Annotated in this window: 18 protein-coding genes; 9 read left to right on the top strand and 9 right to left on the bottom strand. The window is 74.0% G+C overall.

Annotated features, from left to right (window positions below):
• Positions 1-27: 27 nt before the first annotated feature.
• The 7 genes from DEJ46_RS35105 to DEJ46_RS35075 all read right to left on the bottom strand — a co-directional run bounded on the left by DEJ46_RS35105 (position 28) and on the right by DEJ46_RS35075 (position 7,850).
• Complete coding sequence (locus tag DEJ46_RS35105) at positions 28-1,248, bottom strand: styrene monooxygenase/indole monooxygenase family protein (protein ID WP_150272882.1); 1,221 nt, start codon at positions 1,246-1,248, stop codon at positions 28-30.
• A gap of 69 nt (positions 1,249-1,317) precedes the next feature.
• The gene (locus DEJ46_RS35100) at positions 1,318-2,298 is read right to left on the bottom strand and encodes an LLM class flavin-dependent oxidoreductase (RefSeq protein ID WP_190623049.1); all 981 of its coding nucleotides are present in this window, start codon (positions 2,296-2,298) and stop codon (positions 1,318-1,320) included.
• Between the two features lie 75 nt (positions 2,299-2,373).
• Positions 2,374-2,865 carry a flavin reductase family protein gene (locus DEJ46_RS35095; RefSeq protein WP_150272879.1) on the bottom strand — a complete coding sequence of 164 codons (492 nt, stop codon included), beginning with the start codon at positions 2,863-2,865 and terminating at the stop codon, positions 2,374-2,376.
• A gap of 1 nt (position 2,866) precedes the next feature.
• Positions 2,867-4,507: an AMP-binding protein gene (locus DEJ46_RS35090; RefSeq protein WP_150272878.1), complete on the bottom strand. Its 1,641-nt coding sequence runs from the start codon at positions 4,505-4,507 to the stop codon at positions 2,867-2,869.
• Positions 4,504-5,715: an acyl-CoA dehydrogenase family protein gene (locus tag DEJ46_RS35085; protein WP_150272875.1), complete on the bottom strand. Its 1,212-nt coding sequence runs from the start codon at positions 5,713-5,715 to the stop codon at positions 4,504-4,506. The genes DEJ46_RS35090 and DEJ46_RS35085 overlap by 4 nt, the downstream gene beginning before the upstream one ends.
• 45 nt (positions 5,716-5,760) lie before the next feature.
• Positions 5,761-7,275 carry an FAD-binding oxidoreductase gene (locus DEJ46_RS39380; RefSeq protein ID WP_190623048.1) on the bottom strand — a complete coding sequence of 505 codons (1,515 nt, stop codon included), beginning with the start codon at positions 7,273-7,275 and terminating at the stop codon, positions 5,761-5,763.
• Between the two features lie 74 nt (positions 7,276-7,349).
• Complete coding sequence (locus DEJ46_RS35075; RefSeq protein ID WP_150272874.1) at positions 7,350-7,850, bottom strand: flavin reductase family protein; 501 nt, start codon at positions 7,848-7,850, stop codon at positions 7,350-7,352.
• Between the two features lie 210 nt (positions 7,851-8,060).
• On the opposite strand from DEJ46_RS35075, the gene DEJ46_RS35070 reads away from it, so the two are divergent.
• Complete coding sequence (locus DEJ46_RS35070) at positions 8,061-9,158, top strand: prephenate dehydrogenase (RefSeq protein WP_150272872.1); 1,098 nt, start codon at positions 8,061-8,063, stop codon at positions 9,156-9,158.
• A gap of 61 nt (positions 9,159-9,219) precedes the next feature.
• Here DEJ46_RS35070 and DEJ46_RS35065 read toward each other — a convergent pair whose 3' ends face one another.
• Positions 9,220-10,302, bottom strand: a complete 1,083-nt coding sequence (locus tag DEJ46_RS35065) for an LLM class flavin-dependent oxidoreductase (protein WP_150272870.1) — start codon at positions 10,300-10,302, stop codon at positions 9,220-9,222.
• Between the two features lie 343 nt (positions 10,303-10,645).
• Between DEJ46_RS35065 and DEJ46_RS35060 the strand changes: the two genes are divergently transcribed.
• The 8 genes from DEJ46_RS35060 to DEJ46_RS35030 all read left to right on the top strand — a co-directional run bounded on the left by DEJ46_RS35060 (position 10,646) and on the right by DEJ46_RS35030 (position 20,699).
• Positions 10,646-11,245: an RNA polymerase sigma factor gene (locus tag DEJ46_RS35060; RefSeq protein ID WP_150272868.1), complete on the top strand. Its 600-nt coding sequence runs from the start codon at positions 10,646-10,648 to the stop codon at positions 11,243-11,245.
• A 5-nt stretch (positions 11,246-11,250) separates the two neighbouring features.
• On the top strand, positions 11,251-11,577 hold the full coding sequence (locus DEJ46_RS35055; protein WP_411757844.1) for a hypothetical protein: 327 nt from the start codon (positions 11,251-11,253) through the stop codon (positions 11,575-11,577).
• A gap of 143 nt (positions 11,578-11,720) precedes the next feature.
• Complete coding sequence (locus tag DEJ46_RS35050; RefSeq protein ID WP_150272865.1) at positions 11,721-14,024, top strand: ADP-ribosyltransferase domain-containing protein; 2,304 nt, start codon at positions 11,721-11,723, stop codon at positions 14,022-14,024.
• Positions 14,025-14,234: 210 nt separating this feature from the next.
• Complete coding sequence (lanL, locus tag DEJ46_RS35045; RefSeq protein ID WP_150272864.1) at positions 14,235-16,973, top strand: class IV lanthionine synthetase LanL; 2,739 nt, start codon at positions 14,235-14,237, stop codon at positions 16,971-16,973.
• 76 nt (positions 16,974-17,049) lie between these two features.
• A complete protein-coding gene (locus tag DEJ46_RS39375) occupies positions 17,050-17,205 on the top strand; it encodes a VenA family class IV lanthipeptide (protein ID WP_190623046.1) in 156 nt (51 codons plus the stop codon).
• A 117-nt stretch (positions 17,206-17,322) separates the two neighbouring features.
• The gene (locus DEJ46_RS35040) at positions 17,323-18,342 is read left to right on the top strand and encodes an ATP-binding cassette domain-containing protein (RefSeq protein ID WP_150272862.1); all 1,020 of its coding nucleotides are present in this window, start codon (positions 17,323-17,325) and stop codon (positions 18,340-18,342) included.
• Positions 18,339-19,238 (top strand): ABC transporter permease, encoded by a 900-nt coding sequence (locus DEJ46_RS35035; RefSeq protein ID WP_150272860.1) that lies wholly within the window; start codon positions 18,339-18,341, stop codon positions 19,236-19,238. The genes DEJ46_RS35040 and DEJ46_RS35035 overlap by 4 nt, the downstream gene beginning before the upstream one ends.
• 66 nt (positions 19,239-19,304) lie before the next feature.
• The gene (locus DEJ46_RS35030; RefSeq protein ID WP_150272858.1) at positions 19,305-20,699 is read left to right on the top strand and encodes a M1 family metallopeptidase; all 1,395 of its coding nucleotides are present in this window, start codon (positions 19,305-19,307) and stop codon (positions 20,697-20,699) included.
• A gap of 26 nt (positions 20,700-20,725) precedes the next feature.
• Here the strand turns inward: DEJ46_RS35030 and DEJ46_RS35025 are convergent, their stop codons facing one another.
• The gene (locus DEJ46_RS35025) at positions 20,726-21,448 is read right to left on the bottom strand and encodes a response regulator transcription factor (protein WP_150275035.1); all 723 of its coding nucleotides are present in this window, start codon (positions 21,446-21,448) and stop codon (positions 20,726-20,728) included.
• Positions 21,449-21,458: the final 10 nt, after the last annotated feature.

Here is a 21,458-nt window from a genome sequence, read left to right as displayed (position 1 = left end):
CGCTTCCCTCCGCCGGACGGTCTTCCGTCACCCGGCCCCGGTGATCCTGTCCAGCCAGGCCCGCGTGGCGTCCGGTGTCCTGACGGCCTCCCACATGTCGGCCGGGTGGTTGAAGTTGGCGACGAACGCGTCGGCGACGCGCTGGTCGTCCGTGGCGGTCACGAAGATCCCGCCCAGGTGCTCGACCGGAGGCGCGACGTTCAGGTTCGACCAGGCGACGACCGGTTCGGCGATCCGCCACAGGCGCTCGGCCGCCCGCTCGGCGAAGGCCTCGTCGAACGGTCCGCCGGCGACGATGAGTTCGGCGATCTCGAAGGCGATGCGGGAGCCGAGGTTGGCGCCCTGCCCGGCGAGCGGGTCGTTGACGATCCAGGCGTCCCCGAGGGCCAGCGCGATCCTGCCGGAGTCGAGCGCGGCCCAGCCGCGGCGCACCACCGGGGTGAGGCCGCCCTGGATCACGTCGCCGGGGCGGCGGATCCCGAACTCCCGGTCGGAGATGCGCTCGCGCAGGTCCGGCGCGTACTCGGCGACGAGCGACAGGAGGGTCTTCTCGAAGCCGGCGGGGTCCTCGGCGTGGTCGTAGGAGGCGAGCTGCTCCAGGGCTCCGCCCGGATGGCCCTCCACGACGATGCCGTGCACGGGTCCTTCGGCGGTCAGGATGCGGGTGGAGAAGATCTCGCCCGCCTCGGAGACCTGGAAGTGGATGTGGCCAGGGTCGACGGGCGCGATGCCGTGGAAGAGGCCGGCGGTGAGGACGCGCTGGGGCGCCGTGTACGGCGAGCGCTCCGGGTCGCGCGGGAACAGGCCGGTGGTGGCGGCCCGCCCGGTCGCCACCACGACCAGGTCGTGGTCGCGGGAGATCCGCTCGATCTCGGCGGCGTCGGGCCGCAGCACGACCACCTTGCCGCCGCGCTCCAGGTAGTCGGCGGTGAGCGTGGGCAGGTAGAGGCGCAGGTCGACGCCGCTCGCGGGGGCGTCGAGGCGGCCGAGGAAGCCGATCCCCGCCCCGCGCGCCACGAGGCGGACGCCGAGGGTGTCGTGGTCGCCCCCCTCCCAGTGCGAGACGCCCAGTTCGCGCTCCCGGTCGCGGGTCCGCCCGAAGCGGACGGGGAGGCTCAGCGGGCGCCCCGCCGCGAGGTCCTCGGTGCTGCGCTCGGCGTAGACCGTCGTGGCCACTCCCGCCTGCTGGAGTCGCAGGGCGAGGTGCAGGCCCGAGATGCCTGCGCCGACGATGGCGATGTCTGACATGGTGCTCCTTGCTCCTTCTGGGGTCGGGCGCGCGGGAGCGGCCGTCGGCCGGCGCGCTCGGGCGGACTGTCAGGCGAACTGCGGCAGGACGTGCTCGGAGAACAGTTCGAGGGAGCGGCGGGCCCGGTCGGCGGGCAGCCCCGGCGCACGGCCGAAGAAGATGACGCGCTCGACGTCGCCCAGCGGCTTGATCCGGTCGCGCAGCCCCTCGGCGACCACGTCCGGCGGGCCCACCAGGAACAGTTCGCGCGGCAGGTCGTCCACGGACGGCAGCCCGGGGTTGCCGAACCACTCCTGGAACTTGTTCAGCAGGTACCAGTAGTGCTCCCTGATCTCCTGCCAGCCCTCCTCGGCGTCCTCGCACACGTAGACGCCCGGGGTGACGATGGCCGTGAGGGCGAAGGCGGCCGGGTCGTGCCCGTGCTCGGCGAGGGTGCGCCGGTACAGGTCGAGGATCTCCGGCGGGGTGCCGAGGTCGGGCAGGAAGCGCAGCCCGTGGCGGCCCGCCCGCCGCGCCGCGGCCTCGCTGCCGCCGCCGATCCACACGGGCGGCGGGCTCTGCGGGACGGGGGTGACGACCACGTCGTCGAAGGCGAAGTGGTTCCCGGCGTACGAGAACGGTTCACCGGTCCAGGCACGGCGGAGGATCTCCACGGTCTCCTCGGTACGCGCGCCCCGCCTGGCCCGGTCGAGGCCGAGGGCCTCGAACTCCTTCTCCCGGTAGCCGGGGGCGATGCCGAGCTCCAGCCGGCCGCCGGAGAGCAGGTCGGTGACGGCCGCGTCCTCGGCGAGCCGCAGCGGATGGGTGAGGCCGGCGAGGACCATGGCGGTGCCGAGCCGGACCCGGCTCGTGCGGGCGGCGATCGCGGCGAGCGCGGGGAACAGGGACGGCAGGTAGCCGTCGTCGGTGAGGTGGTGCTCGGACAGCCAGACGGACTCGAACCCGAGGGTCTCGGCGTCGGTGGCCAGCGACAGCGTCTCCTCGTAGACGTCGGTCCAGGGCCGCCGTCCGGCCGGGTTGCGGAAGTCGAGCCAGATGCCGAATTTCACTGTTTCTCCTGGGAGTTCGGGGTGGATGCGGTCGGGCGGGCGGGACGGCCGGCGGGAGCGGGGGCCGGGGCCGGGTCAGGCTTCGGAGAGCGCGCGCGGGCCGCCGTTGACGAACACGAGCGGGGGCCGCCGGTACCGGCCGCCGGTGGCCAGCACCTCCCCGATCAGGACCGTGTGGTCGCCGGTGTCGTGGCGGTCGTACAGGGTGCACTCGAGCCAGCCGGGTGCGTCGAGGACCAGCGCCCCGGTGCGCTCCCCGGGTATGGCCGTGCAGGTGAGCAGGGCCCGGGCCCGGGTCTCCCGGTCGCCGTCCAGGGCCTCGGCCATGTCGATGCCGGCGACGTCGAGGATCGACACCGCCCAGACCTTGGCCGTGAGCAGGGTCGCGAGGACCTCGGAGTCGCGGGGGACGGCGAGGGAGACGAGCGGTGGGTCCAGGGAGACGGAGGTGAAGGAACGGACGGCCACGGCGTCGTGGCGCCGCCGGTCCCCCTCCTCCTCGTAGGTGGTCACGACGCAGATGCCGGTGGCGAAGGTGCGCATGGTCGCGGTCAGGTCCAGGGACATGTCAGGCCTCTCGGTGGGGGGAACGTGCGCCGCCCGCTGTGCCGTGCCGAGCGGAGGCGAAGGCCGGGAGCCGGAGCTTTCCGGTGGGGGTCCTGGGCGCCTCGTCCGCGCTCAGGACCTCGACGTGCACCGGGTCGGCCCCGAAGCGCCGTCGCACCCGCTCGCGTACCCGCTCCGCCGCCTCGTCCGGCGAGACCCCCGGCCGGGGCCGGAAGAGCACCGCGAGCCCGGCGGGGCCGGTGGCGGCGGCTTCCTCGCTGGCCGCGGCGAGCCGGCGGGCGACGGTGAAGGACGGGAGCACGCACGGGAGTTCCTCGACGGCGTCCTCGATCTCGTGGCCGTGCCACCGTCCGCCGACGGTCTCGACGAGGCCGTCGGCCCGGCCGGTGACGGTGAGTTCGCCGTCCGCCACGAAGGCCAGGTCGTCGGTGACGAGCCAGCCGTCGGCCGAGAGCGGGGCCGGGCGCGCCTCCCCGCCCACGAGGTACGTGGCCGCGACCGGTTCCCCGGTGATCTGGAGCCGGCCCACGACCCCGGCCGGCACCACCCGGCCCGCCTCGTCCACGACCCGTACGGACACGCCGGGCTGCGGCGTCCCCACCGGTACGTGGCGGCGGGGCGGTCCGTCGGCGGGGCGGAAGACGCCGTCGACGACACCGGAGGCCGTCTCCGGCATGCCCCACCCGGGGTGCACGGCGGTGGCCGGCAGCCCGTGGGGGGCGAGCGACTCGACGAACCGCCGTACGACACGGTCCTTCACCGCCTCGCCGCCGTTCATCACGTACCGCAGGCGGCTCAGGTCCCAGGACCGGTCGGGTACTTCGGCGAGCCGGTCGACGAGGAGCGCGAGGACGCGGTTGGGCGCCCAGGTCGTGTCGATCCGCTCGGCCTCGGCCACGTCGAGCCAGCGCAGCGGGTCGGCGCGGACCCAGGCGGCGTCGGCGTGCACCTGGTGGCAGCCGAGGTAGACGTCCCGTACGTGGAACATGACGATCCCGCTGACATGGTCGAGCGGCATCCGGTTGAGGCTGCGGGTGTCCGGGCCGAGGCCCCGCACGAGCGCGGTGCCGTGGGCCCTGGCGAGCACCTGGCGGTGGGTCAGCGGTACGGCCTTGGGTCGGCCGCCGCTGCCCGAGGTCAGGGTGAGGACCGCCGGATCGTCGGGCCGCGCCGCGACCGGCTCACGGGATCCGGTGGACGGACGGGGCCCCTTGTAGAGCGGGCGCAGCCCCCGCGGGCGCGGGCCGGGCGGCTCGTCACCGAGCAGCCACGCCTCCCCGACGGCCTCGGCCGCCTCGGCGAGCCCGTCGGCGCCGGAGCCGTACGACACGGGCAGCGGGACGAGCCCGCCGAGCACGCACGCCCAGAAGGCGGTGAGCAGGTCGCCGGTGCGGTTCGTGCGCAGGATCACCCGCGCGCCGGGCCGCGCACCCGCGGCGGCGAGGTCCGCCGCCGTCCGTGCCGCGTCCGCGTACAGCTCGGCGTACGACCTGTGGGCGGGCGTGCCCGTACCGTCGATCACGACGACACCGTGCGGACCGCGTGCGGCACGCCGCAGCGCCTCGCCGAGCGTGCCGGCCGACGGCGCCGGCAGCGGCCCTCCGCTCAGCTCGGCCCGGTCCGCGCGCGGGTGTCCGCTCATGCCACGATGCCCAGGCTGAAGGGGTTGGACGGGGTGCCGCCGAGCAGGTGCGCGCCGGCCGACTGGAGCACCTGGTCCTGTGCGATCACGTGCTGGCGCATCGTCGTCAGGTCGCGCAGCCAGCGGTCCAGCGGCGAGGGCCGGTAGACGGCGGTGGTCGCCACGAGGTCGTACAGCCGGGTGACGATGGTCCGGGCGACCCGGAAGGCGTTGACGCGCGCGAGGACGGTGTCCACCCGGGCGTCGCGGCCGATCTCGCCGCCCTTCTCCAGGATCTCCGCCTGCCTGCGCAGGCTGCCGTAGACGGCGTGCCGGGCCGCGCCGAGCTCCATCTCGGCCTCGGCGATGGTCATCTGTACGCGGTAGGTGTCGGCCCAGGGTGTGGCGGCGGCGCGGTCGACGCGGCCGGCGGCCAGTTCCCGTACGTGGTCGAGCGCGGCCCGGGCCACGCCGAGCGGCACGCCGGGCATGTTGCGCAGGATCGCCTCCGCCGTGGAGTGCGGGCCCTCGACGCGCGGGGCGCCGAGGCTGAAGGAGTGCTCCTCGGGGACGAAGAGCTCCGTCGCCTGGTAGTCGTTGCTGCCGCTGCCGGCGAGGCCGGTGGTGTGCCAGGTGTCGAGGACCTCGAACTCGTCGCGGCGGGCCAGCATGATGCGCCAGTGCCGGGGCGAGCCGTCGGGTCCGGGCTCGGGCTGCCCGTCCCGGTGGACGAAGCAGCCGGCCACGACCCAGTCGGCGTGGGTGATGCCGCTGCCGAACCCCCAGCGTCCGGTGACCCGGTAGCCGCCGGGCACCCGCTCGGCCCGGCCGAGCGGCAGGATCAGTCCGGCGGTGATGGCGTCGGGGTCGCTGAGCTCCTCCCGGGCGACGGACTCGGGCAGGAACTGGGCGTAGAGGGGTGTGTCCATGCCGATCATGGCGCACCAGGCGGCGGAGGCGTCGCCGCGGGCGAGGGTCTCCACCACCTCCGTCTGCTGGACGGAGTCGAGGCCCGGGCCGCCCTGTTCGGTGGGCACGCCCATGCGGAAGACGCCCGCGTCGCGCAGCTTCTCCACGACGGTGTCGGGCAGCCTGCGGGCCCGCTCGATGTCGTCGGAGAGGCCCCGCAGCACCGGGACGAGGTCCTCGGCGCGCCTGAGGAGCTCCTCCGGGGTGGTCGGCCGGGCGGGCTCGGGACGCCGGGCGGCGACCTCCTGTGAAGTGACCATGTGCTGTAGTCCCCTGTCTCACTGGTGTCCGGTGGGCTTCCGCGGTCAGCGGTAACGTCCCGGCGCGATGGCGTTGTTGGGGTCGAATACGGCTTTGAGCCGACGGGTCAGGGCGAGGGCTCCGGGGTCGGCGGCGAGGGCGTCGCGCCGGTGGGAGTGGTCGACGTCCAGCCGGTACGGCGCGAAGCCGGCGTCGGCGAACGAGGTGTGGAGCAGGTCGAGGGCACGGTGGGCCCGCTCGGGCGCGTCCCCCTCGCGGGGGAACTTCATCGCCACCACGCAGTCGATGAGGTCGGGGCCGAGGAGGTGCAGTGTCGCCGAGAGGCGGGTGCCGGTCGCGGCGGCCGCTTCCCGCAGCAGTCCGTCCGCGCGGGAGACGTCGGTGCCGGTGAACGGCAGCAGCGGCAGGAAGAAGACGAACCCGGCCTCCGCGTCGACGCGGTCCGCGGACACGCCCATCTTGGCCCGGAAGAGGACGTCGGCGATGTCGGGGTCGCCGGCGTAGCCGCGCTCCACGAGCCGGGCGACCTCGTGGTTCGGGTGGCCGGGGTCGATGGCCTCGGTGGCCGTGACCTGGGTGAACAGGCCCGAGCGGCGGGCTTCGGCGGTCAGGATGCCGGTGAGGGCCTCCACGGCCTCGGCCGTGCCGTCGACGGGGAGGTGCACCAGGAACTCGCCCTCGGAGCCGCCGTACGAGCGGCCCGCCGCCGGATCGTAGATCCTCGGGACGCCCCGTGTGAGGCCCTGGGCGACCCAGCGGCGCACCGCGTCGGTCGCCGCGCTCAGCGCGGACTGCGGGAAGTCGAGCCGGACCACGCTCAGGGCCTCGGGCCTGGGGGCCAGCCGGATCACCGCGGCCGTGACCACGCCGAGGGAGGACTGGACGAAGAGCGGCAGCGGCGACGGGCCCAGGCCGTGCGGGTAGACCGGTGCGGTGCGGTCCTTCGTGGGCCACCAGCCGACCCGTACGGTCTCGCCGTCCGGCAGCACCACCTCCAGGCCCGCGAGGTCGTCGGTGCGCTGGCCGCGCAGGCCGACGCCGCGGTCCAGGGCGTTGCCGAGGACGCTGGTGGCGGCGGCGGAGACCGTGACGTTGACGAGCCGCGGGGTGTGGGCGAGGAGCCGGGAGAGGTGGCCCTGGGTGACCCCGGGCTCGACGACGGCCCAGCCGGCCTCCAGGTCGAGCTCGCGGACCCGGTCGAGACCGCCGAGGTCGAGGACGACGACGTCGTCGTCGGCCGGTTCGCGGGAGCCCAGGCCCCAGTTGCGGCCGGTGCTGACGACATGGAGGCTGCCCGACTCGGGTTCCCTGGTGAAGAGTTCGACGAGCTCGGGGACCTGTCCGACGGTGGCGGGCCGCAGGACGGCCGCGATCCGGCGGGCGCGGAAGAGGCTTGCGTTGGGGCCGAGGAGCCGGCTCGGCGGCTCGTCGCTCCCGGGGCGCAGCACCCGGTCCTCGCCGAGGATGCGGGCGGCCGCGTCCAGCGCCTTGCGCAGTGCGGGGCTCGCCGTCGTCGGCGGGGTGGAGGGTGTGTCGACGGCCCTGGGCTGTTCGGTCATGGTGGTCTCCCTGGTCTCTCTGATCTCCCTGGTCCCTCTGGTCTCCCTGGTCCCTCTGGTGGGCCGGGGCCGGATCACAGGCCGGTGGCCGGGGTGAGCGCCCCGTGCAGGAACACCAGGGGGTCCTGCGGTGCGCGCACCCCGGTGGCCAGCACGGTGCCGATCACCATGAGGTGGTCGCCGACGGTGAACGAGTCGGCGAGCGCGCACTCCAACCAGCCGGGCCCGTCGAAGAGGAGGGCACCGGTGTGCGGCCCCGGGACGGCGGGCAGGGCGGCCAGCGCCTCCGTCCGGCTCTCCCGTGAACCGGCCAGACGGCGGGCGGTCTCCGCGCCGTCCGCGGCCAGGATCGACACGCCCCACCGGCCGGAGGCGAGGAGGTCGGTGAGGAAGGCCGACCCGTGGCGCAGGGAGAGCGACACGAGCGGGGGCTCGAAGGAGACGGGGACGAGCGAGTTGACCGTGATGGCGTCGTGGCGACGCCCGTCCGGGACGCCGGGGGTCTCGGTCCAGGTGCTCACCACCCCGACGCCGGTGGCGAAGTGCCGCATCACCGTGCGCAGATCGAGTTCCACGGTGTTCCTCCTTCGTTCGCTGACGGCCCCTTGGCGACAGCAAGTTATGGGTCGCCGCCGGGCGACGGTGCTGTCCCCGCGCATGCGCTCTGTCGCGTTCGCGAACGCCCGAAGTGCGCTGATGCGGTACTTGCCGTGCGCGGTCGGCCGAGAACCGGGCACCCGGTTGCGGTCAGACTGCGACGGAGAATCCGGCCATGAGGGGGAACAGTGATTCGCACTGCGGCAGTGGTGGGGACCGGGCTGATCGGCACGTCCGTGGGACTCGCGCTGACCCGCCGCGGCGTCCACGTCCATCTGCTCGACGCCGACGAGTCGGCGGCGCGGGTGGCCGCGGCGCGCGGCGCCGGCGTCTTCGGCCCGCCTCCCGAACCGGTCGACCTGGCCGTCGTCGCCGTACCGCCGACGCGGGTGGCGCAGGTCCTCGCGGACCAGCAGCGCCGTGGCCTCGCCCACGCGTACACCGATGTGGCGAGCGTCAAGTCGGCGACGGCGCTGGCCGTCTCGCACACGGGGGTGCACCGTCCGAGCTATGTGGGCGGCCATCCCATGGCGGGAAGCGAGCGGTCCGGCCCGCTGGCGGCCCGTGCCGGACTCTTCGAGGGGCGCACCTGGGTCCTGGCCCCCGGCCCCGAGACCTCATCGGGCACGCTGAACCGGGTGCTCGCCGCCGTCGCGCTGTGCGGTGCCGTGCCCCTGGTGATGGAGCCGGGCGTGCACGACCGGGCGGTGGCCCTCGTCTCCCACGCTCCGCACCTCGTGGCGACGCTGATGGCGGCGCGCCTCGGCGGGGCGTCCCGGGAGGCCCTCGCCCTGGCAGGGCAGGGGGTACGGGACGTCATCCGCGTCGCCGGGGGCGCTCCGACGCTGTGGACGGACATCGTCCGGTCCAACGGCCCGGCCATCGCGGAGATCCTCGGCGACCTGCGCAAGGACCTGGAGGCGCTGACCCGCGCGCTGAACGCCCTCGAGGTGTCCGGTCCCGAGTCGGAGGAGGCCCTGGCCTCGCTCGCGGACCTGTTGGAGCGGGGCCGGGAGGGCTGGGAGGCGGTGTACGAGCCGGGGGGCCGGGCCGCCGTGGAGCGGGTGACGCTCGCGGTCCCGCTCGACGGCGGGCCCGGTGAGGTCGACCGGCTGCTCGACGCCGCGGAGGGCTCGGGCATCGACGCGGACGGCATCCGTCTGACCTGGTCCGCCGCGGACACGGAGCTCTCGGCCCTGCTCGCGGCGCCCGCCCCCACGGCCGAGGCGGTCCGCCGCCGGCTCGCGGACGACGGCTGGCGGGTCACGGTGGCGGCGGGGTCCTGAGCGGACCGCGACGCCGGGCCGCCGCACCGGCCCGGCGTCGTCGTGTCCGCCCGCCGTCGCGTCAGTCCGTCGCCGCGTCGGCCGGCAACCCGTAGGCGTCGGCTATGAGTTCGTAGGAACGCACGCGGAAGTCGGGGCCGTGCGAGTTCATGGCGAGCATCAGCTCGTCCGCGCCGGTCCGCTTCTGGAGCTCGTCCAGGCCGGCCCTGACCTCGTCGGCCGTGCCGTACAGGGCGTTGTCGAGCCAGGTGCCGAGGACCGCGCGCTCCTGTTCGGTGAAGACGTGCCGGTCGGCCTCCTCGGGTGTCGGGACAAGCCCCGGCCGGCCGCTGCGCAGCCGTACCGTGGCGAGCGCCCCGGTGAGTGCCTGCCGCCGCGCCTCCTCGGCGTCGTCCCCGGCGAAGGCGAAGACGCCGAGCACGACGTACGGCTCGGCCAGGGTCGCGGAGGGCCGGAAGCTCGACCGGTACAGCTCGAGCGCCGGGAGCGTGTTGCGCGCGGAGAAGTGGTGGGCGAAGGCGAACGGCAGGCCCAGTCGGCCGGCGAGGCGGGCGGAGAAGCCCGAGGAGCCGAGCAGCCACACCTGCGGCTGCCCCACCTCGCCCTGTACGGGCCCGGGCACGGCGTGGATGCGTCGGTAGGGGTGACCGTCGGGGAAGTCGTCGCGGAGGAAGCGGATGAGCTCGGCCACCTCGGCCGGGAAGTCGTCGGTCTCCGCGCCGCCGGCCCGCCGCAGCGCCGCCGCGGTGGCGCCGTCGGTGCCGGGCGCACGGCCGAGGCCGAGGTCGATGCGCCCCGGCGCGAGCGCCTCCAGGGTGCCGAACTGCTCGGCGACCACGAGCGGGGCGTGGTTGGGCAGCATCACGCCGCCGGAGCCGAGCCGGAGGGTACGGGTCTGGGCCGCCAGGTGGGCGAGGACGACGGCCGGGCTGCTGCTGGAGATGCCCGGCATGGAGTGGTGTTCGGCCACCCAGTACCGGAGCAGGCCGCGGGCCTCGGCGAGTCGGGCCAGCCGGGCCGAGGCCTGGAGCGCCTCCCGGGCCGTGGTGCCCTCGCCGACGGCCGCGAGGTCGAGTACGGACAGCGGGACGGGGGCCGATCCCCGGGCCGTGCCACGGATGAATTCGCTGTGGGACGCAGTCATGCCCGCGACAACGGACGACCTTCGCGCAACATTCCCAACTCACCTGGTAGGGAAGGAAGTCTGGCCGAACACCACACCTGGAGCGGCCGGTCCGCCCGTCTTGCGGAAGCGAGCGGAAGAGAGGTGAATCCTTTCCGGACCTCCCCGCCTCCTATGTGCGTGTACCGGCCGCACGGGCCGGTGTGAACCAGGAGGAGACACACCATGACGGTCATCGCACTCGTCGCACTCGGAGTCGTGCTCGTGGGCGCGTGCAGCTGGCACCTGACGCGCCGCTACAGGAGCCGGGGCTGACCGGCCCCGCACCACGGGCCGTCCACCGAGCATGAGTTATGAGTAGGACATGAACCGACGCTTCACCTGGCCGGACGAGCGGCTGATCAAGGCCGCCCAGGACGGCGACGTCACCTCGCTCACCACCGTCGTCGTGCAGTCGCAACCGCACGTGCGCAAGTTCGCCCTGTCGCTCTGCGCCTCCCCGCAGGACGCGGAGGACGCCGCGCAGGAGGCGCTGATCATCCTCTACCGGAAGATCGGCACCCTGCGGGCGACGGGCGCGCTCGCGTCCTGGATGTTCCGGATCGTCCGGAACGAATGCCTCCGGCAGGTACGGCTGCTCGCCGCGCGGCGCGAAGGGGCACAGGGCGAACCGGAGGCACCCGAGGGGCCGTCCGCCGAGGAGTCGGTGCTGCACAGGCTGGAGGTGGAGCGGATCGCCGCCGCGGTCGGCGCCCTCCCCCGTGACCAGCGGCAGGTCCTGATCATGCGGGACATCCAGGGCCTGCCCGGCAGGACCGTCGCCGACGCGCTCGGCCTGAGCGGGGCCGCGATGAAGTCACGCCTGCACAGGGCCCGCACGACCCTGCGCCACTCCCTGGCGACGACCGGCCGGGCGGCCGGTCCCGCCGTCGACCCACCAGTGGGAGGAGACCCACGACCGTGAAGACACTGAACGCCGTGAAGCCGGTGGATCCCGCGCGGCCCGCGCGCACCACGCACTCCGCCCCTCCCGGGAGGAACTTCGCCAGCACGTCCGTCCCGCGCCATCTGGCGCGCGGCGCCGTCGGTTTCGGGCTGATCATCGGCTCGATCGCCCTGGTGCCGGTCGCCGGCCCGGCCACCCTGCTGGCGGCCCCGCTGGCTCTGATCGCCTTCCGCGGCTGCCCCACCTGCTGGCTCGTGGGCCTGGCTCAGACCGTCTCGCGCGGCCGTCTGGAGCGTCAGTGCGAGGACGGGGTCTGCACCATCGCGAAGGCGCAGCCGGCGGCGAAGTAGGCGGCGAATCAGGCGAACAGGCGGGCAAGGAGGGGACCCGGCGTCGGGCGACGACGGGTCCCCTCGCCGCTGTTCGTCGGCGTTGTCAGTGGGCGGTTGTAGCTTCGGAGACGTTCGAGAGCGTGTGCGAGAAAGGTGGATTCGTGGGTGCCGAACGCACGTTGAAGGTCGTTCTGGTCGATGTCAACGACGAGGTGGTGGCGGCCTGGCGCTCCGCCTTCGCGGACACGCCCGAGGTCGAGATCCGGCAGGGCTCCCTCCTCGACGTGGATGTCGACGCCTGGGTCTCCCCGACCAACGCGCGGGGCCGGATGGACGGCGGCGTCGACGCGCTCGTGAAGCGCCGTCTCGGCGCCGGGATCCAGGTGCGGGTGCAGCGGGCGATCCGCGAGCGGTTCGGCGGGAGTCTGCCGGTGGGGAGCGCGGTGTGCGTCCCGTCGGGGGCTGCCGTGCCGCGGTATCTGATCTCGACGCCGACCATGCGGGAGTCCTCGCAGAACGTCAGCGCCACCATGAACGTGGCACTGGCGTGCGCGGCCGCGTTCCAGGCGGTGCACCTGCAGAACCGGGCGAAGCCCGGCAGCATCCGGTCCGTGGCGCTCGTCGGGCTGGGCGCGCGGACGGGGCGGGTGCCCGCGACGGTGTGCGCCAATCTGATGTGGACGGGCCACACCCTGTTCCACGACCACGGGTTCGCGGACTACGACGAGTTGCGGGCGGCCGTGCTCGGGCAGCTCGACGACATCGAGGGCGCGGGGCCGGCGCAGCGGGTACGGATCAACGTTCCGGCCGCGGGCGGGGCGGTGTCCGCGGCGGCGGGTGTCTCCGCCGGGGACCCGTTGGGGCTGACCGAGCTGTTCGCCGGCGGCGGGGAGCCGTGGCTGCCGTTGCTGGGTCCGGTGATCGAGGCGCAGCACGGAGCCGCCGGCTTCATCGGTCCGAAGCGGAGTCCGGAGGTCGTTCCGGTACGTGAGCTCACGTTCCAGGCGCTGAAGCCGCATCCGCCGCAGAAGTGGAAGGTCGTCGCCTTCGGGCAGAACCCCTATCCACGGCCGGAGAGCGCGACCGGCATCGCGATGTTCGACAACACCTTCGGCGACTGGAAGGACAGCCAGTTCGGCCGGGTGGTCAGCATGCGCTGCCTCATCAAGGCGGCCGCGATGTGGAAGTACGGCATCGCCAAGAAGACGCCGATCGCCGACGTCCGGGCCCTGCTGAAGAAGGAGGACACGGTCCAGCCGCCGGAGTGGTTCCAGGCGATGCTCACGCAGGGCGTGCTCCTGCTGAACGCGTCCCTGACGGCGAGCGCGGACGGGGCGGTGCCGACCGACCGGCACACGGCGTTCTGGCGGCCCGTGGCCGAGCAGATCGTCGAGGAGATCCTCCGGGCGAAGCAGAACGGCCCGGAGGAGGACCGCGGTGTGGTGTTCGCCTGGTGGGGTGCCCATGCCCGCAGTCTGAAGAGGGTCGTCCAGCGGCTGGAGAAGAAGTATCCGGGGGTCGAGGTCCGGCACCTGGACCACGCGAACCCGGCGGCCCAGGGTGACATCTTCTGCGAGGGCGACCACTTCGCCCGGGTGAACGACGCCCTGGCGGCGGTGGGTGCGGAGCCGGTCGACTGGTTGCCGCGCAAGGGCTGGGACCAGGACGCGGGCGGTGCGGGCGGTGCGGCCGGCGGCGGTGTCTCGGAGCGGATGGGCGCCTTCATCGCGTCGACGATGGAGCTGCACCAGCTCTATCTGGAGCGGCTCACGAGCGTCAAGGACGAGGGGCTCGTCCTGCCGCCGATCACCGGGGTGTTCGACACTCCGGTGATGGACTTCCGCAAGGCCGTCGAGCCGGTGTCGCGGGTCCTTGCCAACCTGGACCGGCACATCGAGCGGTCGAGCCGGTTCGCGGAGGCCAAGGTCGCCGAGGTCGCCGGGGCGGCGGAAGGGGCGGCCGGACCGTCCGTGGAGGGGCTGTCCGCCGACGCGATCTCGGCGCTGTACCTGTACACGTGCGAGTCGGCCTTCTACCGCGAGATCAACGCCGTGCTGCGCTCCCCGGACCGGGAGCGGCTGGTGCCGTATCTGCCGTACCTGCGCCTGCTGTTCTCGGCGGTGGCCGGGTTGCCGGCGCGGACGGAGCCGTTGTGGCGCGGTGTGGCGCTGGACCTGCGGTCGCAGTACCCGCTGGGACGGACGGTGACCTGGTGGGGGGTGTCGTCGTGCACGTCCGAGTTGAGCGTGGCCCGGGCGTTCCTCGGCAGCCGCGGCCGGCGGACCCTGTTCGAGGTGACGCCGGCGCGTGCGGTGGGAATCCGGCGGTTCTCCGCGTTCACGGGCGAGGAGGAGTACCTCCTCGCGCCGGGGACCCAGTTGAAGGTGACGGAGGTGAAGGCGGAGCGTGGGGGGCTGTGCACGGTACGGCTGACCGAGCTGGAGGGACAGGGACTCGTGTCCTGACGCCAGGGGGGCCGGTTCCGCGCCGGGGAAGCCACACCCCGGCGGCGGAGCCGGCTCCGTGCGCCGCTGTCCGCGCCGGGCGTACCCGTCGAGGCCGCCGCAGCGCCGTGCGCTCGCCGGATCAAGTGAATCCGGGGGGCTGTGTGTTGGTCTGCCTATGCCATCGGGCACGTTCCGACCAGCGGTACTCACCGTTGAGAGGGACAGGCAATGACGAGCGACGTCACCGGAGTTGATCTGGAAGGCCTTCTCGGCCAGGCCCTGCGCGCCACGGACGGCGAGGGGCGCTGGACGGCCGATTCGGACGAGATGTGGTGCCGTGTCGCGCCCCGGACCAGGGCGCGGCGCGAGCAGGGGTGGAAGCTGCACCTGTCGGCGACGGCCGCCTCGGCGGAGGCCGTCCTCGGCAAGGCCCTGGAGGTGCTGCTGCCGGAGGAGTCGGCGTTCAAGTTCGCCCGGTCGCTGGAGCAGGTGAGCGCGCTCAACTCCCGGGCCACGCCGAGGGGAAGCTCCGGAAAGTTCCTCACCGTCTACCCGCGCTCCGACACCGACGCGGCGCGGCTCGCCCGGGACCTGCACCGGGCCACGGCGGGGCTTGCCGGTCCGCGGATCCTGTCCGACCAGCCGTACGCCGCGTACTCCCTCGTGCACTACCGGTACGGCTCCTTCGTCGGCCGCCGGAGGCTGTCGGACGAAGGCCTGCTGGTGTGGTTCATCGAGGACCCCGACGGCAATCCCGTCGAGGACCGGCGCACCGGCCGGTACTCTCCGCCTTCCTGGGCCGTCTCCCCGTTCCCCTCCTCCGTGCCCGTCTCGCCTCCGCCGGCGCGCACGGCCGGAGACGCCGCCGACGGGCCGGTGGTGCTCGGCGGTCGTTTCGCCGTACGGGAGGCGATCCGGCACACGAACAAGGGCGGCGTCTACCGGGGCAGCGACGTCCGTACGGGCGACCTCGTGGTGATCAAGGAGGCCCGGCCGCATGTGGAGGCCGACGCCGCCGGCCGCGACGTCCGCGACTGGCTGCGCGCCGAGGCCCGCACGCTGGAGAAGCTGAGGGGTACGGGGCTGGCGCCGGAGCCGCTGGCGCTGTTCGAGCACGGCGGGCACCTGTTCCTCGCCCAGGACGAGGTGCCGGGCGTGACCCTGCGCACCTGGGTCGCCGAGCACTTCCGCGACGCCGGAGCCGAGCGCTACCGCACCGACGCTCTCGCGCAGGTCGCACGCCTGGTGGACCTGGTCGCGGCGGCCCACGCCCACGGCTGTGTCCTGCGGGACTTCACACCCGCCAACGTCATGGTCCGCCCGGACGGAGAGCTGCGCCTCATCGACCTGGAGCTCGCCGTCCTGGACGACGCGACCGCACTGCCGACCCGCGTCGGCACGCCCGGTTTCAGCGCCCCCGAGCGGCTGGCCGACGCGCCTGTCCGGCCGTCGGCCGACTACTACAGCCTCGGCGCCACCGCGTGCTTCGTCCTGGCCGGGAAGGTGCCCGACCTGCTGCCCGAGGAGCCTGCCGACAGGACTCCGGAGCAGCGGCTCGCCGCCTGGCTGGCCGCCTGCACCCGGCCGCTCGGACTGCCCTCCGGCCTCGCCGAGTTGGTCATCGGGCTGATGAGGGACGACCCCGCCGAGCGGTGGGACCCCGCCCGGGCGCGCGAGGCTCTCCGCAGGGCTCACCTGGTGCGTCCGGGGAACCGCGCCGCCCACCGGGCGGCGCGGGACGCCGCACCCCACGATCCGGTGGCCGGAATCGTGGACCACCTCGTCGACTCCATGACCCCGGAGGACGACCGGCGGCTGTGGCCCGTGTCCACCACGGCCGGGGAGAGTGATCCGTGCACGGTTCAGCAGGGCGCGGCCGGTGTCCTGGCCGTCCTGACGCGGTACGGGGAACTCACCGGCGACGCGCGCATGCCCGGCCTGATCTCCACGGCGGGCCGCTGGATCGCCGCCCGCACCGATCCGAGCTCTCCGCCACGCCCCGGCCTGCACTTCGGAGGCCGCGGCACCGCGTGGGCCCTGTACGAAGCCGGGCGCGCCGTCGGCGACCGCCGGCTCACGGACCACGCCCTGGCTCTGGCGCTGGCCCCGCAGCAGGTGACGCTCCATCACGACATCACCCACGGGACGGCGGGCAGCGGGCTCGCCGCTCTCCACCTGTGGCACCGCACCGGCGATCCGCGCTTCGCCGAGCTGGTCGTCGACGCGGCCGACCGGCTGACCGCCGCCGTACAGCGCGACGCGACGGCGGTGAGCTGGCCGGTCCCCGGGGAAGCCGGTTCCACGGAAGCCGGGTCAACGGAAGCCGGGTCAGCGGAAGCCGGGTCAGCGGAAGCCCGTCCCTCGGAGGCCGGCAAACGCTACCTCGGCTTCGCCCACGGCCTGGCCGGCATCGGCTGCTTCCTCCTCGACGCCTCGGCCGTCTCGCGGCGCCCGGAGCACAGGGAACTGGCCGTGGCGGCCGGCGAGCATCTGCTGGCCGAAGCCGTACTCGTCGGGGAAGCCGCCCAGTGGCCCGCCCAGGCCTCGGACCCTCCGACGGCCCCGTACTGGTGCCACGGCTCGGCGGGCATCGGGACCTTCCTCGTCCGGCTCTGGCAGGCGACCGGCGACGACCGGTTCGGCGACCTCGCCCGCCGCAGTACGCGCGCCGTCATGGAACGCGCCTCCCGCGCCCCCCTCACCCAGTGCCACGGGCTCGCGGGCAACGGCGACTTCCTCCTCGACATGGCCGACGCCACGGGCGACCCCGTCTACCGCGCCATGGCCGCGGACCTGTCACGCCTCGTCCTCGGCGAGCGGGCCCACCGGAACGGCCACGTGGTCTTCCCCAACGAGTACGGGGACGTCTCGACCAGCTGGAGCGACGGATCCGCCGGAATCCTGGCCTTCCTCGTACGCCTCCGGCACACCGACTCCCGGCACTGGACGGTCCGGATGCCGGGCTGAGCGGCGGAAGACCCGCCGCTCCCCCACAGGAAATCCTCACAGGAAATCCCCTCAGGAACGAAAGAAGGAGCACCCCATGGAGAACAACGACCTCGAACTGCTGGCCCGGCTCCACGCTCTTCCGGAGACCGACCCCGTCGGTGCCGACGGAGAGGCATTCGGCGCGACGTGCGAGTGCGTCGGCCTGCTGACCCTCCTCAACACCGTCTGTATCGGCATCAGCTGCGCCTAGGACAGTCGGCACCGTCCGGCCGGCGGCTGTCCCGGGACAGCCGCCGGCCGGAGCGACGGCCCGGGGCGGGCCGCGTGGCGCGGCCCGCCCCGGGCCGAGAAGAGAGGACCGGACCACATGCAGTCATCCACGGGCGACGAGGGCCTCCCCCTCACGCCCCGCGCTCCCGAGGCCGTCCACGCCGTCAGCACACGCGGCCTGGTCAAGACCTACCCGGGCCCGCGGGGCACCACCACCCATGCCGTACGCGGCCTGGACCTGGACGTGCCGCAGGGCGAGACCTTCGCCTTCCTCGGCCCCAACGGCGCGGGAAAGTCCACCACCATCGCCCTGCTGTGCGCCCTGGCCCGCCCCACCTCCGGTCACGCCACGGTCGCGGGCGCGGACGTGCTCACCCGGCCCGACCAGGTACGGCGCCACGTCGGCATGCTCTTCCAGCACAGCACGCTGGACGCGGACCTGACGGCCGAACAGAACCTCCGCATCCACGCGCGCCTCCACGGACTCCCCCGCCGCCTGGCCCGCCGGCGCACCGCCGAGGTGCTGGACGCGGCCGGACTGACCGACCGGCGGCGCTCCCCGGTGCGCACCCTGTCGGGCGGCATGCGCCGGCAGCTGGAGATCGCCCGAGCCCTGCTGCACTCCCCCCGGGTGCTGTTCCTCGACGAGCCGACGACCGGACTCGACCCGCACGCCCGCGCCGAGGTCTGGGAGCGGCTGCGCGCCCTGCGCGACCGGCACGGGAGCACACTGTTCGTCACCACCCACTACCTGGAGGAGGCGGAGAACTGCGACCGCATCGGCATCATCGACCGCGGCCGCCTGGTGGCACAGGGAGCCCCCCTCGCGCTGAAGGCGGCGATCGGGGACGACCGGGTGGTGCTGCGCACGAGCGACGACTCGACGGCACGCGAGGTCGTGTGCGGCACCGCGCCGCAGGGCTGCGCCGTCACGGCGGACACCGGCGGCATCGGTCTGCGCGTACCCGACGGGAGCGCCTGGATTCCCCGCCTCTGCACGGCCCTTGAGCGTGCGGGCATCGCCGTCCACACGGCTTCCGCGTCCCGGCCCACGCTCGACGATGTCTTCTTCCACCACACCGGCCGCAGCCTCCACACGGCGGGCGGCGGCCGATGACCACCTCCGCGCTGCGGACGACGGACGCGGCCGACGCCCCCGGCACCGCTGCCTCCGTCGACGTCTCCGACACCTCCGGCGGTGGAAGGACGGCCCGCCTGCGCCTCGAACTCCGCGCGATCCACGCCCTCGTCCACCGCGACCTGCTGCGGCTGGCCGGCCAGCGCGTCCACACCGCGCTGCTGCTGCTCCACCCCGTGCTCTACCTCCTCGTCCTCGGGGGCGGACTGGCCGCCCTCATCCCCCGCTCGTCCCTGGGCGTCGACTACCGGACGTATCTCTTCCCGGGCATGCTGATGATGACGGTGCAGACGCCGGCCGTCATGGTCGGCATCCGGCTCATCACCGACCGGGAGAGCGGCTACCTGCGCGAGCTCCTCATGGCTCCGGTCGGCCGCTCGACCCTCCTCCTGGGGAAGTGCGCCGGCGGCACCCTGGCCGCCACGGTCCAAGGGGCCGTACTGCTCGGCCTCGCCGGTGCGGTCGGACTGCCCTACGACCCGCTCCTCCTGGCCGCGCTCCTGGCCGGGATGGTCCTGGCGTCGTTCACGATCACCGCCCTGGCCCTCGCCCTGGCCGTGACGCTCCGCAGGGCGGAGACGTTCCACACGCTCCTCGGCGTGGTGATGATGCCGCTGCTGTTCCTCTCCGGCGGCTTCTTCCCCCTGGACGCCCTGCCCGGCTGGGCCGGCACGCTGGCCGCTGCCAACCCCCTGGCCTACGCGGTGGACCTCCTGCGCCGCTGCGTCGCCCACCACGTGCCCGGCGGGCCCGGTACCTCCGGCATCATGTGGGCAGGCTGGCAGCCCCCGGTCCTCCTCGAAGCCGCCCTCCTCTTCACGAGCGGCGTCCTCGCCCTGCTGTGGGCCGCGCGCCGCTTCAGCCGCCCGGAATGACCCGCCCGTCCCCCACGTCCCCCGGAACTCTCCCGTCCGTGCGACGGGCACCCTAGCGTGCTTGTCATGACCTCGATCAGGTACTGGCGTGCGCCGCTGCTCGCCCTCGCTGCCGTCCTGCTGCTCGTCCCGCACCCGGCCTCGGCGCGGGACCCCGGGGACTCCGCCGGCCCCGCGCCGGTCGCGGCGACACCGGACCGACCGTCGTACGACGTCGAGCTGCGCGGCGACGCGGACGGCTCGCGGTGGACCGGCCGCCAGACGGTGTCCTTCCGCAACGCCGCCCGCACTCCCCTGCGTTCGGTCGACGTACGGCTCTGGGGGAACGGCTCCGACGGCTGCGGCGCCCGCGACAGACCGTCTCCGGTCCAGGTCGACAGGGTCGAGGGCGGCACCCCCGGACCGCTCACCGTCGACTGCACCGCGCTGCGGATCGACCTGCCCGCGCCACTGCCGTACGGGGCGCGGACGAGCATCTCCTTCGACGTCGACATCACCGTCCCGGACCGCGTCCACCGCTTCGGCAGGGACGGCGCCCACCGCTACCTCGGCAACGCGCTGCCCCTCCTGTCCGTCCGCGACGCGCAGGGCCGGCACCTCGACCCGGACGTCGGCTTCGGCGAGAGCTTCCACACCCTGGCCGGTGACTTCCGGGTCGTCCTCGACCACCCCGAAGCGCTCGTCGTACCCGCGACGGGCACCACCACCCGCCGCGCGGGCGCGCCCGGCCGCACGGTCAGCACCAGTGTCGCGCGCGGGGTGCGGGACTTCGTGTGGGCGGCGGGCCCCTTCCGGTCGACGTCGGTGACCACGCCCGGCGGGGTCCGGCTGAACGCGTACTGGACCGCCTCCACGCCCCCGGAGGGCATCGCCCTCGACCTGCGGAACGCCGTCGCCTCGGTCGACGAGTTCGGAAAGCGGTTCGGACGCTACCCGTACGGCGAGCTCGACCTCGTCATGAGCGACAACCTGGACGACTTCGGGAGCATGGAGTTCCCGGGACTCGTCCTGCTGTGGACCGAGCCGGAGGGTTCGGCCGTCGTCCACGAGATCGCCCACCAATGGTTCTACGGCATCGTGGGCAACGACCAGTTCGCGGCGCCCTGGCTCGACGAGTCCTTCGCCCAGTACGCGACCCAGCTGTACTACGGGGAGCCCACCGCCACCTGCTGGGAGGACCTGGGGATGTGGCCCAGCGACACGGCCGCCCTCACCCGCTCGATGGCCTACTACGCGGACGGCCACCGCACGGAGTTCTTCCGCGTCGTCTACCCGCGCGGTGCCTGCGCCCTGCACGACCTGGAACGCGAGCTGGGCGGACCGGCGATGGCCTCGATGCTGCGCGGCTATGTGCGGGACCACTGGCTGGGCGTCGCCACCACCGCCGCCTTCAAGCGCGCGGCCCAGGCCGCGACGGCGAAGGACCTCGGCCCGTTCTGGACGGAACACAGGATCCACTGACGGACGGCCGCGGACCCGGCGCCGCCTCAGCCGCTGAACCCCGGCACCACCAGACCGGACTCGTACGCGATCACCACCGCGTGGGTCCGGTTCTGGGCGCCGAGCTTGGTCAGCACGTTCCCGACGTGCGTCTTCACCGTCTCCAGACTCACCGTGAGGGACCCGGCGATCTCCGGGTTGGACAGGCCCGTGGCCATCAGCCGCAGCACCTCCTCCTCCCGCACCGTCAGCGCGGCCCTCGGCAGCGCCTCGGCGGATTCCAGGGGCCGGGCGGCGACCATCCGGCGCAGGGTCGCAGGGAAGAGGATCGCCTCCCCCGCGGCGACGACCCGGACCGCCTCCGCGATCTGCCGGACCGGGAGCCGTTTGAGGACAAAGCCGCTCGCCCCTGCGCTCAGGGCGGCGGTGACGTAGTCGTCGTTCTCGAAGGTCGTGATCACCACGACCTTCGGCGGCGCGCCCGACGCCGCTGCCCGGGCCTCGGAGAGGAGTTCGCGGGTCGCCTCGATCCCGTTGCGGCGGGGCATGCGTACGTCCATCAGGACCACGTCCGGACACAGCCGCCGCGCCTCGTCGACCGCCTCGACGCCGTCGGCCGCCTCACCGATCACCGTGATCCCCGGCTGCGCGGCGAGCAAGGTGCGCAGACCGCTGCGGGTCACCTCGTCGTCGTCCGCCACGAGGAGGGTGACGGTGCTGTCCGCCGTGACGGGTGAGACGGATGCACCCGTCGCGGCGCCCGCGCTCACCTCCGGGCCG

Origin of the sequence: Streptomyces venezuelae (assembly GCF_008642375.1) — a bacterium.
Classification (GTDB): Bacteria; Actinomycetota; Actinomycetes; order Streptomycetales; family Streptomycetaceae; genus Streptomyces; species Streptomyces venezuelae_G.
The sequence above is the reverse complement of the archived record's forward strand: the minus strand, read 5'-3'. Positions and strand labels throughout refer to the sequence as shown.